Source organism: Bradyrhizobium quebecense (genome assembly GCF_013373795.3).
Taxonomy (GTDB): Bacteria; Pseudomonadota; Alphaproteobacteria; order Rhizobiales; family Xanthobacteraceae; genus Bradyrhizobium; species Bradyrhizobium quebecense.
Map to the genome: position 1 here is coordinate 3801715 of NZ_CP088022.1, position 13846 is coordinate 3815560.

A 13846-nucleotide genomic window follows, 5' to 3' on the forward strand; every position below is an offset into this window, starting at 1 on the left:
ACTTAGCGGCGGCGCAAAAGCTTTGTGCGAAACGTGGTCCCAACAAGAAGAACGGGGGCCACGATGTTTGGGTTCAGGGGACAGGGGAAAGGTTTGGCGGTTGCCGCCATTCTGTTTGCGACGTGCGTGTCGGCCAAGGCCGGCGACGTGGTCTACGCCAGCCTGGGTGACGTTGCGCGTTCGCCGATCGGCTGGGTCGAATTCTGCGCCGACAATCCCGCCGAGTGCCGCGGCGGCAAGACGCAACCACGCGACATCGTGTTGTCGCAGACCGCTTGGCGCGACCTCGTGCGGGTCAACAAGTGGGTCAACGAATCCATCAAGCCGATGACCGACATGGATCATTGGGGCGTGATCGAGAAATGGTCGTTGCCATCAGACGGCTACGGCGACTGCGAGGACTACGTGCTCCTGAAGCGCAAGATGCTGATGGACGCCGGCTGGCCGCGCGAGGCGCTGTTGATCACGGTGGTCCGCGACAAGAAGGGCGAAGGCCACGCGGTGCTGACGGTGAAGACCGACAAGGGCGAATTCGTGCTCGACAATCAGAACGAGAGCATCGTCGCCTGGACGGAGACCGGCTACCGCTTCGTCAAGCGGCAATCGCAGAGCGATCCCAATGTATGGGTCTCGCTCGGCGACAACCGACCGGCAGTTTCAACCGCAAGCTCGCGCTGAGCGGCAACAAGGAATCGAGTTCGCGACCCGGTCACATCCCCACCCCTCCCCGTCCCAGACCGGTTCGCGCGCGGCCAGGCTTCCCCCAAAGCCTGGCCGCAACCTTTTGAGGGGCACGGCGGCGACCGATCAGAAGAACCGATCGAGGAACGCCGCCGTCTCGTCCGAGATGCCGACGATCTTGTTGGTGGCCTGGCGATAGAATTTGAAATTGAGCTCGGTCTCGGGCCGGCCGTCGTCCCAACGCCCCAGCTTGACATCCTAGCATCCGTCCCGTTGAATTGAATTCAGTTCAATTAATGGACAAACGATGGGCGCGACGAGCCAGGGGACACGCGAGCGGCTGCTCTCCTCAGCCCAAGAGGAGCTGATCGAAGGCCAAGGGCATCTCGAGATGCAGGCCGTCGCGAGACGGGCCCAGGTCTCGGTCGGGCTCGCCTATCACCATTTCGGATCGAAAGCCGGGCTGATCGCGGCCGTGGTCGAAGACTTCTATGAACATCTCGATGAGGCGGCCTTCAGCGGTGCCGAGTTGTCCGCCAGCAACTGGGCGGACCGGGAGAAGGAGCGGATCGGCGCCTATGTCGCCTTTCACTACGAGCACCCGTTTGCACCGCTGGTGATCGGACCGCTGAGCCGGGCGCCCGAAGTGCTTGATGTCGAGACCGCCTTCACCAGCCGTCAGCTTGCAGCCGGCGCGCGCATGCTGGAGGCCGCGCAGCGCGACGGGATCGTTCCCGGCAACCTCGACCCTCACCTCACCATCGCGCTGATGATCGGCGGCATCCGCCAGGCGCTGATCGGCGCGCTCATGGCCGACCGGCGGCCGGATCCGGCAAGGCTGACCAGCGACATCTGGGCCTTCATGGCCGCGGCGCTGCGCCTGACTGCCAAGTCCCCGCCCGTAAAGCCAAAAGCCACGCGGCGCGGCCGCTCCTAACGTTCAACCATAACCCCAAGGTCGGTGACCATCTTGTTCAACCCGCACGATTTTCACACGCCGCAATCGTCCTACACCAGGCAGGATCTGCTGCGCTCGAGCGAGGGCGGCTATTTCGGCCCGGGCAATGCACAGCTGCCGGCGCCACCGATGCTGATGATGGATCGCATCACCGACATCGGCATCGACGGCGGCGCCTTCGGCAAGGGCCGTGTCGCCGCCGAACTCGACATTGCGCCGGACCATTGGTTCTTCGCCTGTCACTTCGTCGGCGACCCCGTGATGCCCGGCTGCCTCGGGCTCGACGCGATGTGGCAGATCATCGGCTTCTGGCTCGGCTGGTCGGGCTCGCCGGGCAAAGGCCGCGCGCTCGGGGTCGGCGAGGTCAAGTTCAGGGGCCACGTCACGCCGGACGTCAGGCTCGTGCGTTACGAGGTCGACATGCGTCAGATCAGGCGCGGCGGGCTGGTGCTGGGCATCGCCGATGGCCGTGTGCTCGCCGACGGCGCTTGCGTCTACCTGGCAAAGGACATGAGGGTCGGGCTGATCGCGCCGACGGACTGAGCCACGGACGCGCGCCGGACAGTCCCGTTTTGAGGCAGGAGCCGCGGAATTTGCGGCGAGTTTTGCACTCCCCGCGCCACCTGCTTGAATCCCCGGGGGTTTTGCCCGCATCGCGGTTGTGCTATGCGAAACCTTTCAATTGATGTCCGGTTCTGGTCGCATGGTCGAACTTGCCCCCCGGAATGCACAGGCCAGCAGCCTGATCGGCGTGCAGCCGATCGCGATCGGCGCCGTGGCGCTGGTGCTCGTGCTGTTCGGGATCGGCTCGATCGCGCTGTGGCGCGCCTTCAGCGGCAACGTGCCGGAGACCGACCGGATGGTCGCCGCCCGCCAATTGCAGGCGCGGACCGCACAGGTCTCCGAGGCCCTGGTGGAAAAGACCAAGGGGATGGAGGTGACCCAGCAGGAATCCATCGACCAGTTGCAGGAAGTGCAGGACCAGCTGTTGGCGATGCGCAAACAGTTCGCCGCGCAGCAGGCCGACGCCAAGAAGCTCTCCGACCAGGTCGCCGCACTGACTGAACAGGTCGAGGGCCTGCGCCAATCGCTCGCGAGCGCGCAGGCCAATGAGCCGGCCGCCGAGCCCGAGCCGCGCAAGCGGTCGAAGGCCACCCGCAGCGCCAACCGGAAGCGCCACAGATCGCGCGGCTGACGACCGAAGACGCCGGGCGCCGTCACCAGCGCGGCCTTCAAAATGCGCCAAATCCCGAACAACATCAGGACCTAAGGTGGAATTTTCCGGCTCCAGGCCTGCCGGGTAGCCCCGTATGAGTGCCCGTTAGCGTGAATTAATCCGGAACTTTGTGAACTGGTTCACATATCCGACTTCGAATCCGAGTCATCCTTAATCACCGGATGGCGTGAGCCGATTTCAATATCCGGGGCTGGCAAGGTCGTTGACGGTATACTACGTCGACGGCCTTGTTTTTTGTGACCGTGAGTCCCGGTCTCTGGACTGACCACCCCGAAAACGCGGCGTGCTCGGATGACGGCCCTGCACGCGCGACTTCGCTGCAACTGAAGCCGCAGCAATCCGCGTTGCCGCCTACTTGGTGCGGTCGCGCAGGACGCGATCGCTTCGCTGCCGCAGCCGTGCAAGCTTCGGCTCGAGCTCGTGGAGCATGTAGACGAATGCGATGGCGAGGCCCGAAACAACAACCATGAACAGCAATGTCAGATCAGGAATGGTCAGCATCTCTGATATCCTCTGAGGCCCGGCTCCAATCGCAGCCGGACCGTTTGTTTTCGCGACACGTTCACACACAGACTGCTGCATGCGCTGCAAGCAGCGTACCAGTGCGCGACGGCCCCGGCATCAAGACACCGAGGCCGCGCCGATCATTCCAAGACCATCAGCATGGCGATCCGATGGACCGGCCATGCGTCAGCAGATATCTCAGTTGCAAACCTGTACCGGTCGCACCTGCCAGCCATACGGCGTCAGCATGCGACGGCGCACGACATAACAACCGCCGTCACCGTAACCATAGCCGTAGCCATACCCGTCGTCGTAGCCGTAGCCGGCGTAGTACGGGTTGCCGTAGTAGCCGTCATAGTAATCGTAGGCGCCGTAGCCCAGACCGAAGCCGATCGCGGCCGCCGCGAACGGATAGCCCCAGCCGCGCCGATGCCAGCCTCCACCATGCCAGCCGCCGCCATGCCAACCGCCGCCGATCGCAGCCGACCGGACGCCACCGCCCGCGCCCATGGCGCGGAAAGCGCCGCCGCCGTGGAAGCCGCCACCACCATGGAAGCCACCGCCACCGTGGAAGCCGCCACCGCCGAAGCCACCGCGCGCCGACGCGGCGTCGACCGTGAACAGGCCGACCGAGGCCGTCGCCAGCAAGGCAATCATCGTTTTACGCAACATCACCCGTTACTCCTCTTTCCAAGGCTTTGCTTTTCAAGCCTCCTCCGCCGCGTCCCGCGCATGCTAACCCAATGTAGGACCGCGGCTTCGACCGCGCGCCTATGCCGCGCTCACTTCTGCGCGACCCGCGTTCATCAAGGCGCAGCCGTCAAAAGTTAACAGCCGCGGCAGATGCCATTGACGCGGCGGTCGACCGTCCTGTTCTCGTCGGCGATCGCCTTGTCGAAGCTTTCGCTCGACGCCGAGCCGGTGGTGACGCCCTCACCGGTGTTCAGCCGACCGGAAGACTGAGCCGTGCCGGCGCTGTTGGTGCCGGGCGGCGGTGACGCGACTTGCGGCGATGCCGAGCTGGCTGACGAGGGGCTGCCGCTCCCAGTACCGCTTCCAGTACCTTGGGCGACGGTAACCGTGGGCGCCAGCAGAATGGCGATTGTCGCTGACGCGACGGTGACGGATAATTTGCGCATGGCAATTCTCCCTTGCGGACATCAACAGGTCCGCAAAACGCCAGTTCCCACAGGCGTTGGGGCAATACAGTTTGGGAGCAATGCAATTTGCGCAAGCTGATCGAGTTTGACGACGACACTTTCGACAAGCTGAAGCAGCTTGGGCGCGACCGGATGGCGACGCTGCAGGAGCTCGCGGACGAGGCCTTCGCCGACCTCCTCAAGAAGCACGGTATTCCGATCGACCTGAAAGACGCGCTGCGCAAGAGCGCGAGACTTCAGGAGACAGCAAGACTCCAGGAGGCGGCAAAGCCAGGCCCCGCAACACCGAAGGGCGCACGCAAGCAGGGCCGGAAGCGCTGAGTTTTCAGCCGATCTTCTTCAGTCCGGCCTTGTACTGCGGTCCCCGGATCGCATAGGACTTCGCCGGCCGCGACAACGCCTCCGCCTGCGCGGCATCAAGTGTGCGCACCACGCGCGCGGGCGCACCGATGATCAGGGAATTTTCCGGAAACTCCTTGCCCTCGGTGATGACGGAGCCGGCGCCGACGACACTGCCGCGCCTGATGCGCGCGCCGTTCATCACGATCGATCCCATCCCGATCAGCACACCGTCTTCCAGCGTGCAGCCGTGCACGATCGCATTGTGGCCGATCGTAACGTTGTTGCCGATGGTCAGGGGAAAGCCGGGATCGACATGCAGGGTCGAATTGTCCTGGACGTTGGAGCCTTCGCCGATCTCGATCCACTCGTTGTCGCCGCGCAGCACGGCGCCGAACCAGACGCTCGCCGCGGATTTGAGGCGCACCTTGCCGATCACGACGGCATTGTCGGCGATGAAGTAGCTGCCGTCGGCGGGAAGATCGGGCCCCTGCCCGTCGAGTTCGTAGATCGCCATAGAGGTCTCCCTGGAGCGTTTTCGGTTCTGATTGATCAGAACTGAGGCTCTCGTCAGGACGACCTTGGCACAGCGGCCGACATGGTTTCAAGCAAGCGCGATCATGATCCGGACACGGATCAGGAGCCGGCGCGGATCACCCGATCACGCCGGCAGCGCGCAGCGTCATCACGAAGAAGGTGCCCGACATCAGGCTCCAGAAGCCGGAGATGACGGTTGCCATCATCACGAACTCGAACCGGCGGCGCTCGATGCGCGCACCACGCAGCGTGTTGCGCATGATGATGAACGGTGCGGCGAAGACGAGAAACGGGACCGCGGCAAAGGTCCTCGGCGCCACGCCCTCCTGCAGCAGGCCGAAGCCGGCCGGACGCTCCGCCATCGCTTGATAACCGCTGGCCAATGCGCCGGCGAGCGCGAAGCCGATGAAGAGCGAGAACAGGGAATTCAAGGTATCAGGCGACATCGGAACTTCCGCTACGCAACAGGCCACTCACCCTGCTTCGCAGAATTGGCGGCGAGCCGCCACATCATCCTTAAGGAAGGGTTAACCGGGGGCGCCCGGCGCGGCGTTTGCGCATGGCCATTCGCTCGGGGATTCCGTTGGAATCGTACGGAAATTCCGCGTCACGTGGCATATTCGGCAGGTGATTCGGCCACTCCCGACCTGCACTTTGCCTCGCCCATGACGCTACTCTCGACCGCCCAGCATCTCGCCCGCGACACCCGCCGCAATCCGCGCGCGCATCTCGTTCCGATCATCGCCTCGGCAGTCATCGCGGCCGGTGCGATTGCGCTCGTCGCCTATCTGCTGTGGCCGACCTATACGACCGTCCCGCCCAGCGATCCGTCGCGACTGCCGGTGAGCGTCGGCGGCACGCTGTTCAACGTGCCGACCATGGCGGTGCGCATGAAGATCCAGCGCCACTCCGGGCCGCAGGAGCGCGTCGACCTGAGCTTCCTCTATCCGTCGCTGGAGGCGCCGGCCGCGCCGAAGCACTACAGCGCCGAGACGGTCGAGGACAAGGTGCAGCCGATCGACAGGATCTTCGTGTCGATCGCGGCACATCACGATTCACTCGCACCGGACATGCGGCTGCGCACGATCTATCCGCGCTATCTCGACGAGCGCGCGAACACCGATGACGGCCTGACGGCACGCGCGTTCCGCGACGGCACGCCCTATGGCGGTGAGGACCTGTTCACTGCGACCGAGCCGCAATTGATCGCGCGCTGCACGCGCGATACGTCGACGCCCGGCATGTGCCTGAGTGAGCAGCGCATCGAGGGCGCCGACCTGACCTTCCGCTTTCCACGCAGCTGGCTTGTGCAATGGCGCGACATCGCCACCGCAATGCACCGCCTCTCCGCGCAGATGCATAGCGCGAAGGGGTAACGCCGTCATTGCGAGCGAAGCGAAGCAATCCATCGAGCCGCTAACGCGGAAATATGGATTGCTTCGTCGCTTCGCTCCTCGCAATGACGCGCCGAGACCAGGCTGTTCAGCCCTGCTCGCCCAGATCTTCTTCCAGGATGGCCATCTGGAACTGGAACGAGCGATCATCGTCCTCGTCGTCGACGAACAGCACGCCGATGAACTCCTCGCCGATATAAACCTCGGCCGAGTCGTCCTTCTTGGGCCGCGGCACCACGCGGATCTTGGGATTGCTGAACACGCGTTTGAGATACGCGTCGAGCTTCCTGACTTCCTGAACGTCCACAGCCGTCTCCAATCGGGTCGATGATTTTCGGGGGAGTTTTAGGACGAGACGGCAAAGATCGCCAGAGCCTTTTCAGGCTTTGGCGACGTGATGTTGCGCACACGCTAAAGCGCGCCGCGATCAGAAAGCGAGTGAAATCAAAGCCCGATCGCGTTGAGCATCTGGTCCATGGTGCGCGACGGCTCGGCACAGCCGGCCTCGCCGACGATTTTCGCCGGCACGCCCGCGACCGTGACGTTGTGCGGCACGGGCTTGACCACGACGGAGCCCGCCGCGATCCGCGCGCAATGACCGATCTCGATATTGCCGAGGATCTTGGCGCCGGCGCCGATCAGCACGCCGTGGCGGATCTTCGGATGGCGATCCTCGTTCTCCTTGCCGGTGCCGCCGAGCGTGACGCCATGCAGGATCGAGACATCGTCGTCGATGACGGCCGTCTCGCCGCAGACGAAGCCGGTGGCATGGTCGAGGAAGATGCCGCGGCCGATCCTGGCCGCCGGATTGATGTCGGTCTGGAACACTGCCGACGAGCGGCTCTGCAAGTAGAAGGCAAAATCCTTGCGGCCCTTCTGATAGAGCCAGTGCGCGAGACGATGGGTCTGCAGCGCGTGGAAGCCCTTGAAGTAGAGCAAGGGATCGATGAAGCGCGAGGTCGCGGGATCGCGGTCATAAACGGCGACGAGATCGGCGCGGAAGGCGTTGCCGATATCGGGCTCATCGCGCAATGCCTCGCCAAAGGTCTGGCGGATCAGGTCGCCCGACAGCGCGGCGTGATCGAGCCGCTCGGCAATGCGATGGACCACGGAGTCTTCCAGGCGCTCATGATGCAGCACGGTCGCATAGATGAAGGATGCGAGCTCCGGCTCGCGCCGCAGGATGTCTTCCGCCTCACCGCGAATTCGATCCCAGATCGGATCGAGCGCCGCCAGCTTTGCCCCCTGCGGATTGACCTGATGAACTGCCATAGCTGCTCTCGCAATTCGGTTGTTCTGATGTGCGTTATAGCACGGTGACCCCAGCGCGTCCCGGGAAGGCTCGGTACGGTAAACCCGAGCCGAACGCCCTCCGGGCCGATGTCTAGGGGAGTTGGTCGGGATTTTGCCGAAATCAAGCCGTGCTTCTGCAACTATTGGCGGATTTCGTCCCGAGTGTGGTTTTGGGCATGGTCGGCCCCAATAAAAAGGGGAAACATCATAAATACCCAGACGTTACGTGGGCGCCTGACCGATGCACGGTCGGTCTGGATTGTCACCATTGCCATTCCCCTCCTCCTGCTCGCGCCTGCCTTCTGGAACGGCTATCCGCTGCTCCAATGGGATACCGGCGGCTATCTGGCGCGCTGGTACGAGGGCTATCTGGTGCCGAGCCGGTCCACGGTGTTCGGCATCTACCTGCATGTCGGCGAGATATCGGGGTTCTGGCTCAACCTCGGCATCCAGACCCTGGCGACGCTGTGGATCCTGCAACTGACCCTGCGCATGCTCGAGCTCGCCCGGCCGGTCCGGCTGATCGCGATCAGCCTTGCGCTGATCGCAACCACCGCCCTGCCCTGGCTAGCCAGCATGCTGCTGACCGACATCTTTGCCGGCCTTGCGGTGCTCGCGCTCTACGTCCTCATCCTGCATAGCGACAGGATCTCGACCCTGGAGAAGGCGGTGCTGTTCGGGTTCATCGCGTTTTCCGCTGCCACGCACAGCGCGACGCTCGCGGTGCTGCTTGGGCTCTGCTGCGTCGGCTGGATGCTGCGTCCGTGGCTCGGCCGTCGCGTCCCGGTCGCGGGGCTCGTGCAAGGCAGCCTGACCATCGTCACCGGCGCCGTGATGCTACTGGCGGCGAACTTCGCGCTGTCGGGACAGCTTGCCTGGACACCCGGCGGCTATGGCGTCGCCTTCGGCCGCATGCTGCAGGATGGCATCGTCTCGCAATATCTGCGCGATCATTGCGCCAAGGAGAACCTGAAGCTCTGCCCCTATCGCGACGAGTTGCCACCGACCGCCGACGACTTCCTGTGGGGTCACAGCATGTTCGACACGCTCGGCCGCTTTCAGGGACTGAATGACGAGATGGGCCACATCGTGGTGCGTTCGCTGGCCGAATATCCGGGATGGCAGGCCAGGGCGGCGCTGAAAGCAACCGCCGACCAGCTGTTGGATGTCGCGACCGGAGAAGGCTCCTCGGGCTGGATCCCGCATACCTACGGCATCATCGAGCGCTATATTCCCAAGCAGGTCGCGCCGATGCGCGCCGCGCGGCAACAACAATGGGCCCTCGACTTCACCGCGATCAATCGCATCCACGTGCCGGTCGCGCTGGCCTCGATGCTCCTGGTCGTGATCCTGTTCGGCCGCGGACTGTGGCAGCGGCGGCTCGACGATTTGACGCTGCTGGCCGGCACGGTGACGCTCGCTCTGCTCGGCAATGCCGCCGTCTGTGGCGTGATCTCGGGGCCCCACGACCGCTACGGCGCGCGCATGGTGTGGGTCGCGACCTTCGTGGTGCTGATCGCGGCGGCGCGCGCCTTCGCCAGGGACGATGCCGAGGACGATGCCGACGAGCTATTTTCGCCGCGACAGGAAGTCGATGACGCCGGTCTTGTAGACCTTGTCACCGACCGCCCGCATGTGGTCGCGGTTCGGAATGTCGAGCACCTGCGATCCCGGAATGATCCGGCCGAGCGCTGACGCCGAGCCCGCGATCTCGTCCTTGCTGCCGACCGCGATCAGAACCGGCACGCGCATGCCGGCGGCCTCCTCGCGCGTCATCAGGCGGCGCGAGCCACGCAGGCAGGCGGCGAGCGCGCGGCGGTCGGAGCGGGTCTGATCGGCGAAGGCGCGGAACGTGCGGCCGACCGGATCGGTGACGTCGTCGAGCGACGGCACCTCCAGCGCCAGCGCGACGGCCTCGCCGGGACCGCCGCCCTCGATCAGCCCGATGCCGATGCCGCCGAGGATCGCCGAACGCACCCGATCGGAATTCTCACGCGCCAGGATCGCCGTCATCCGCGAGCCCAGCGAATAGCCCATGATGTCGGCGCGCGCGATTCCGAGATGATCCATCAGCGCGATCACGTCGCTTGCCATGGTCGCGATCTCGTACTGCGCGGCGTCGTAGAGCTTGGCGGATTCACCGTGGCCGCGATTGTCGAGCGCGATGACGCGACGGCCGGCCTTGACGAGCTCCGACACCCAGGTTGGATAGATCCAGTTGACGTTCTTGCTCGACGCAAAGCCGTGCACGAGCACGATCGGCTCGCCCGCGCCTTCGTCGATATAGGCAATTTCAACATCGCCGTGATGGAAACTCGGCATCATCGATTCCGTTTTTTCTTGCGACTTGGGATTTTGGATTGGCGATCGACCGGCGACCGCAACCTTAGCCCTGGGCGGGCATACTCGCCAGCGCGGCCTGCGCGGTCATCTGCCGCTTCAGGCGCAGCGCCTTGCTTCGTCTGAGCCACCACGCCGTGGTTCGCTCGGTGGCGGCCTTGATCGACGACAGGAAGCCGAACAGCGCAAGCAGCGCGCCGAACAGCCACATGGTGAGATTGAATGTGCCGGCCACGAGCAGCAGCGCGCCGCGGCCGAGCAGCTTGATGATCGCGCGGGTCTGGCCGCCCTTCACGTCCGCGATGCGGGCCGCGCGCGCGATCTCCTGCGGGTTCTCCGCGACCTTCAGCGTGTCTCGCGCGGCACGAACCCCGGCCGCCTCGCCGATACGCCCGACGTCCTTGGCGACGCGCACCAGCGCGCCGGCTTTCTCGGCGCGGAATGCCGCGCGGATCGCGGTTGCAGTTTCCGCCGGCCGCAGCACCGAGCCGGACGCGACCGCTTCACGCAGCGCCGGCTGATCGACCACCTCGCGGGTCGAGCGCCCGGCCCATTCGATCATCCCCTCGCTCAGCCGTCCGGCCTTGCGCGTATCCTTGACCAGCGTCAGTCCGGCGCGCAGCGGCGCGGCGCCGCCGACCGACACATAGGTGGCCGCAGTCACGGCGAGCCCGGCAGCCGCAAGGCCAAGCACCAGTCGGTCAGTGTCCTCGCCCATCACGAGGTGCTTGCCCTCACGCACGACGTCCCTGACGTCACCGAACACGAACAGGTCGCCGGCGACAATGCCGGACAGGCTTGCGACATCGTCGGCATTGCCGGTCACGAGACCGGCGGCAAATCCCTTGGCGAAATGCGTGGTGGACGACTGCTCGGCCTGCGCGTCATCGACGCGCCTTGTAAGTTCATCATTGAGGGCGATGTTCTTCTCGCTTGCGAGCGCGACAAAGCTGGTCGCAAGATCGGCATCTCCGGAGGCGAGCGCCGCCTCGATATTGTCCGATATCAACGCCGGGTTGTTGCGCAGGACGGAATTGAGCCTGAGGTCGGCGAGCGCAGCCGGATCGTTCCGCGCTGACAGCACCGTGCCGGCGTTCCGGGCGTGCGGCCAAATGGCCGCGCCCACGGCAGCGCTCGCTGCCAGGCCGGCCACCGCAAAACTGAGGCGCACCCCGTTCATTCCGCTGAAAACCTCTAGTTTTATTCGCCTTGTTCAGTTGGCCTTGGAAATAGTGTGCCGTTTTTGCGACACAACGGCTCCGACCAAAGAAGGGCTTCTCTGGGACGACAAGATTGTGTCGAATTTGCATGAGCACATGAGCCATCGGGGCTCTAGGAATCAACTGTTCCCGCCAGTATGGTGCGCGGCATTTCGCGATGCCGCATGCTGTTGATTGCGTCTGCCCATCGTTGCCACCAAGGTGAGATTATGTCCGACCACGTCGTCCCGCACTTCCATAACGATGCCGGTGTCTCGGTGATCGAGATCGGGTCGCAGGAGTTCATGTGCGTGGGCGCCAACCCTCCGTTCGATCATCCGCACGTGTTCCTCGACCTCGGCAACGACAGCGAGATCATCTGCCCGTATTGCTCGACGCTCTATCGCTTCGCGTCCGACCTCGCGGCCGGCGAAGCGCGGCCGCCGGAATGCGTGCTGAAAGACAAGGTCGCCTGACCGCTCCGTGGCGCTGACGCGAACCGTCATCGTTGCCGGCGCCGGGATCGGAGGACTGACGGCGTCGCTGACCTTGGCGTCACAGGGCTTTCGCGTCGTCGTGCTGGAAAAGGCCGAGCGGCTCGAGGAAGCCGGGGCCGGCATCCAGCTCTCTCCCAATGCCAGCCGCATCCTGGTCGAGCTCGGGCTCAAGGAACCGCTTGCGCGGCGTGCGGTCACGCCGGAATCCGTCAACATCCTGAGCACGCGGGCCGGTGGCGAGATCGCGCGGATGCCGCTCGGCCGGGCCGCCGAGTTCCGCGCCGGTGCCCCCTATTGGGTGATCCACCGCGCCGATCTGCAGGCCGCGTTGCAGGCCGCCGTCAACGACCATCCCGATATCGATCTGCGGCTCGGCTGCCAGTTCGAGGATGTGACCAAGCACGCCAAGGGGCTGACGGTGGTGCAGCGCCGCGGCAACGCACGGCAAGAGGAATTGGCGGTTGCGCTGATCGGCGCGGATGGCATCTGGTCGTCGGTCCGCGGACATTTGTTTCCGGATGTACAACCGCAATTCTCCGGCCTGATCGCCTGGCGCGGCACGCTCGACGCGACCGCCCTGCCGCGTGAATACACCGCGCCGCGCGTGCAGCTGTGGATGGGGCCGGACGCGCATCTCGTGGCCTATCCGATCTCGGCCGGCCGCCAGCTCAACGTGGTTGCGATCGTGTCCGGCACCTGGAACCGGCCGGGCTGGAGCGCGCCCGGCGACATCAACGAGATCAAGGGTGCGTTCGCTACCGCGCGCTGGCCCGCCACGGCGCGGATGCTGATCGGCGCGGTCGATGGCTGGCGCAAATGGGCGCTGTTCACCCTGCCCGACATCGGCCGCTGGAGCGAAGGCGCGGTGACGCTGCTCGGCGACGCCGCGCATGCGATGCTGCCGTTTGCCGCGCAAGGCGCCGGCATGGCGATCGAGGATGCGGCCGTGCTCGCCAAGGCCCTGGCCGACTGCACCGGCGAAAACACTGCAGGCATTCCCGCCGCGTTGAAGCGCTACGCCGAGATGCGGCGCGGGCGCGTGCTGAAGGTGCAGCGCATGGCGAGGCAGCAGGGCCGCATCTATCACTTGAGCGGACCCCTGGCGATCGCCCGCGATCTCGCGATCCGCGCCATCGGTCCGCAGCGCATGCTGGCGCGGCAGGACTGGATCTACGACTGGCGCGCCTGAGAGATCAGGTGAACTCGGCTTGCGTGCGCGACCAGCAATCGGCTCATCGCGAAGCGCTTGTTCAGTGAACGAGGCCTCGCGGCGCGCGCGGGCCCGTTGCCCCCGGCGCAGGCGCCGCGGGTGCGGCCGCCGCCGGCGTATCCGGCGGGCTCTCATGGCACTTGTTGGCGCGCCAGGCCTGATCCGCAAGCCTCTGCTGGGCGTGGATCGAGATCAGCTCGTTGCGATAGACCATCTCGGAGACCACGGTACCGCCGACGCCGGTCTCCGCCTTGGCCATCAACTTTTCCTGATCCGTCGCGCGAGACGTGAGATTCTTGCGCTCGGTCTCGAGCTGCTTGCAATCATACAGATCGTATTTGGCGGGATCGGCGAATGCCGACGGCACGCTGTCGCCGATCTGCGCGCAGCCGGAAACGCCCGCGGCCGAGGCGAACAGCGCAACGATGGCTGCCGCGCGCGACAGATTTGGGCGGCGTGGGAGACGAACAGACATTCAGCTTTCTTAGTCCGACAGT

General features: G+C 65.0%; 18 protein-coding genes and 1 pseudogene. 9 read left to right on the forward strand and 10 right to left on the reverse strand.

Annotation, left to right across the window (positions count from 1 at the left end):
- Positions 1-63 precede the first annotated feature (63 nt).
- The 4 genes from HU230_RS18455 (at position 64) to HU230_RS18470 (ending at position 2834) form a co-directional block, all read left to right on the forward strand.
- Complete coding sequence (locus HU230_RS18455) at positions 64-678, forward strand: transglutaminase-like cysteine peptidase (RefSeq protein WP_092115167.1); 615 nt, start codon at positions 64-66, stop codon at positions 676-678.
- A 310-nt stretch (positions 679-988) separates the two neighbouring features.
- Positions 989-1618, forward strand: a complete 630-nt coding sequence (locus HU230_RS18460; protein ID WP_176530428.1) for a TetR/AcrR family transcriptional regulator — start codon at positions 989-991, stop codon at positions 1616-1618.
- 24 nt (positions 1619-1642) lie between these two features.
- Entirely contained in the window at positions 1643-2182 is a 540-nt protein-coding gene (fabA, locus tag HU230_RS18465; RefSeq protein WP_420840875.1) for a bifunctional 3-hydroxydecanoyl-ACP dehydratase/trans-2-decenoyl-ACP isomerase, read from the forward strand.
- A gap of 160 nt (positions 2183-2342) precedes the next feature.
- Positions 2343-2834 (forward strand): hypothetical protein, encoded by a 492-nt coding sequence (locus HU230_RS18470; protein ID WP_176534970.1) that lies wholly within the window; start codon positions 2343-2345, stop codon positions 2832-2834.
- Positions 2835-3227: 393 nt separating this feature from the next.
- Here the strand turns inward: HU230_RS18470 and HU230_RS18475 are convergent, their stop codons facing one another.
- The 3 genes from HU230_RS18475 to HU230_RS18485 all read right to left on the reverse strand — a co-directional run bounded on the left by HU230_RS18475 (position 3228) and on the right by HU230_RS18485 (position 4519).
- Positions 3228-3377 carry a hypothetical protein gene (locus tag HU230_RS18475; RefSeq protein WP_176530426.1) on the reverse strand — a complete coding sequence of 50 codons (150 nt, stop codon included), beginning with the start codon at positions 3375-3377 and terminating at the stop codon, positions 3228-3230.
- 201 nt (positions 3378-3578) lie between these two features.
- Positions 3579-4052 carry a hypothetical protein gene (locus HU230_RS18480; protein WP_176530425.1) on the reverse strand — a complete coding sequence of 158 codons (474 nt, stop codon included), beginning with the start codon at positions 4050-4052 and terminating at the stop codon, positions 3579-3581.
- A gap of 155 nt (positions 4053-4207) precedes the next feature.
- On the reverse strand, positions 4208-4519 hold the full coding sequence (locus HU230_RS18485) for a hypothetical protein (RefSeq protein WP_176528434.1): 312 nt from the start codon (positions 4517-4519) through the stop codon (positions 4208-4210).
- Between the two features lie 87 nt (positions 4520-4606).
- On the opposite strand from HU230_RS18485, the gene HU230_RS18490 reads away from it, so the two are divergent.
- A complete protein-coding gene (locus HU230_RS18490; protein ID WP_173637351.1) occupies positions 4607-4861 on the forward strand; it encodes a hypothetical protein in 255 nt (84 codons plus the stop codon).
- Between the two features lie 4 nt (positions 4862-4865).
- On the opposite strand, the gene HU230_RS18495 is transcribed toward HU230_RS18490, so the two are convergent.
- Positions 4866-5396 carry a gamma carbonic anhydrase family protein gene (locus tag HU230_RS18495; RefSeq protein WP_092115174.1) on the reverse strand — a complete coding sequence of 177 codons (531 nt, stop codon included), beginning with the start codon at positions 5394-5396 and terminating at the stop codon, positions 4866-4868.
- Positions 5397-5532: 136 nt separating this feature from the next.
- Entirely contained in the window at positions 5533-5862 is a 330-nt protein-coding gene (locus HU230_RS18500; protein ID WP_092115175.1) for a DUF6949 family protein, read from the reverse strand.
- Between the two features lie 219 nt (positions 5863-6081).
- On the opposite strand from HU230_RS18500, the gene HU230_RS18505 reads away from it, so the two are divergent.
- Entirely contained in the window at positions 6082-6792 is a 711-nt protein-coding gene (locus HU230_RS18505; protein WP_176530424.1) for a hypothetical protein, read from the forward strand.
- A 106-nt stretch (positions 6793-6898) separates the two neighbouring features.
- Here HU230_RS18505 and HU230_RS18510 read toward each other — a convergent pair whose 3' ends face one another.
- Both HU230_RS18510 and cysE read right to left on the reverse strand, forming a co-directional pair.
- Complete coding sequence (locus HU230_RS18510) at positions 6899-7117, reverse strand: DUF3126 family protein (RefSeq protein ID WP_050406403.1); 219 nt, start codon at positions 7115-7117, stop codon at positions 6899-6901.
- 137 nt (positions 7118-7254) lie between these two features.
- Positions 7255-8082, reverse strand: coding sequence for a serine O-acetyltransferase (gene cysE, locus HU230_RS18515; protein ID WP_173637353.1), 828 nt, complete (start codon positions 8080-8082; stop codon positions 7255-7257).
- Between the two features lie 183 nt (positions 8083-8265).
- On the opposite strand from cysE, the pseudogene HU230_RS18520 reads away from it, so the two are divergent.
- Positions 8266-9660: pseudogene (locus HU230_RS18520) on the forward strand (hypothetical protein); the annotation flags it as partial.
- 12 nt (positions 9661-9672) lie between these two features.
- Here the strand turns inward: HU230_RS18520 and HU230_RS18525 are convergent.
- Both HU230_RS18525 and HU230_RS18530 read right to left on the reverse strand, forming a co-directional pair.
- Positions 9673-10425 (reverse strand): alpha/beta fold hydrolase, encoded by a 753-nt coding sequence (locus HU230_RS18525; protein ID WP_176530423.1) that lies wholly within the window; start codon positions 10423-10425, stop codon positions 9673-9675.
- A gap of 64 nt (positions 10426-10489) precedes the next feature.
- Complete coding sequence (locus HU230_RS18530) at positions 10490-11623, reverse strand: hypothetical protein (protein ID WP_176530422.1); 1134 nt, start codon at positions 11621-11623, stop codon at positions 10490-10492.
- Between the two features lie 249 nt (positions 11624-11872).
- On the opposite strand from HU230_RS18530, the gene HU230_RS18535 reads away from it, so the two are divergent.
- Positions 11873-12118, forward strand: a complete 246-nt coding sequence (locus HU230_RS18535; RefSeq protein WP_092115185.1) for a zinc-finger domain-containing protein — start codon at positions 11873-11875, stop codon at positions 12116-12118.
- Between the two features lie 7 nt (positions 12119-12125).
- A complete protein-coding gene (locus HU230_RS18540; protein ID WP_176530421.1) occupies positions 12126-13328 on the forward strand; it encodes an FAD-dependent monooxygenase in 1203 nt (400 codons plus the stop codon).
- A gap of 61 nt (positions 13329-13389) precedes the next feature.
- Here HU230_RS18540 and HU230_RS18545 read toward each other — a convergent pair whose 3' ends face one another.
- Positions 13390-13824 (reverse strand): twin-arginine translocation pathway signal, encoded by a 435-nt coding sequence (locus HU230_RS18545; protein ID WP_176530420.1) that lies wholly within the window; start codon positions 13822-13824, stop codon positions 13390-13392.
- Between the last annotated feature and the right edge of the window lie 22 nt (positions 13825-13846).

Bases quoted from the DNA above. Each gene is read 5' to 3' on its own strand.
- HU230_RS18495 (WP_092115174.1), bottom strand. From the start codon at position 5,396: ATGGCGATCTACGAACTCGACGGGCAGGGGCCCGATCTTCCCGCCGAC.
- HU230_RS18530 (WP_176530422.1), bottom strand. From the start codon at position 11,623: ATGAACGGGGTGCGCCTCAGTTTTGCGGTGGCCGGCCTGGCAGCGAGC.
- HU230_RS18480 (WP_176530425.1), bottom strand. From the start codon at position 4,052: ATGTTGCGTAAAACGATGATTGCCTTGCTGGCGACGGCCTCGGTCGGC.
- HU230_RS18470 (WP_176534970.1), top strand. From the start codon at position 2,343: ATGGTCGAACTTGCCCCCCGGAATGCACAGGCCAGCAGCCTGATCGGC.
- HU230_RS18475 (WP_176530426.1), bottom strand. From the start codon at position 3,377: ATGCTGACCATTCCTGATCTGACATTGCTGTTCATGGTTGTTGTTTCG.
- HU230_RS18545 (WP_176530420.1), bottom strand. From the start codon at position 13,824: ATGTCTGTTCGTCTCCCACGCCGCCCAAATCTGTCGCGCGCGGCAGCC.
- cysE (WP_173637353.1), bottom strand. From the start codon at position 8,082: ATGGCAGTTCATCAGGTCAATCCGCAGGGGGCAAAGCTGGCGGCGCTC.
- HU230_RS18525 (WP_176530423.1), bottom strand. From the start codon at position 10,425: ATGCCGAGTTTCCATCACGGCGATGTTGAAATTGCCTATATCGACGAA.
- HU230_RS18500 (WP_092115175.1), bottom strand. From the start codon at position 5,862: ATGTCGCCTGATACCTTGAATTCCCTGTTCTCGCTCTTCATCGGCTTC.
- HU230_RS18505 (WP_176530424.1), top strand. From the start codon at position 6,082: ATGACGCTACTCTCGACCGCCCAGCATCTCGCCCGCGACACCCGCCGC.
- HU230_RS18460 (WP_176530428.1), top strand. From the start codon at position 989: ATGGGCGCGACGAGCCAGGGGACACGCGAGCGGCTGCTCTCCTCAGCC.
- HU230_RS18455 (WP_092115167.1), top strand. From the start codon at position 64: ATGTTTGGGTTCAGGGGACAGGGGAAAGGTTTGGCGGTTGCCGCCATT.
- HU230_RS18485 (WP_176528434.1), bottom strand. From the start codon at position 4,519: ATGCGCAAATTATCCGTCACCGTCGCGTCAGCGACAATCGCCATTCTG.
- HU230_RS18535 (WP_092115185.1), top strand. From the start codon at position 11,873: ATGTCCGACCACGTCGTCCCGCACTTCCATAACGATGCCGGTGTCTCG.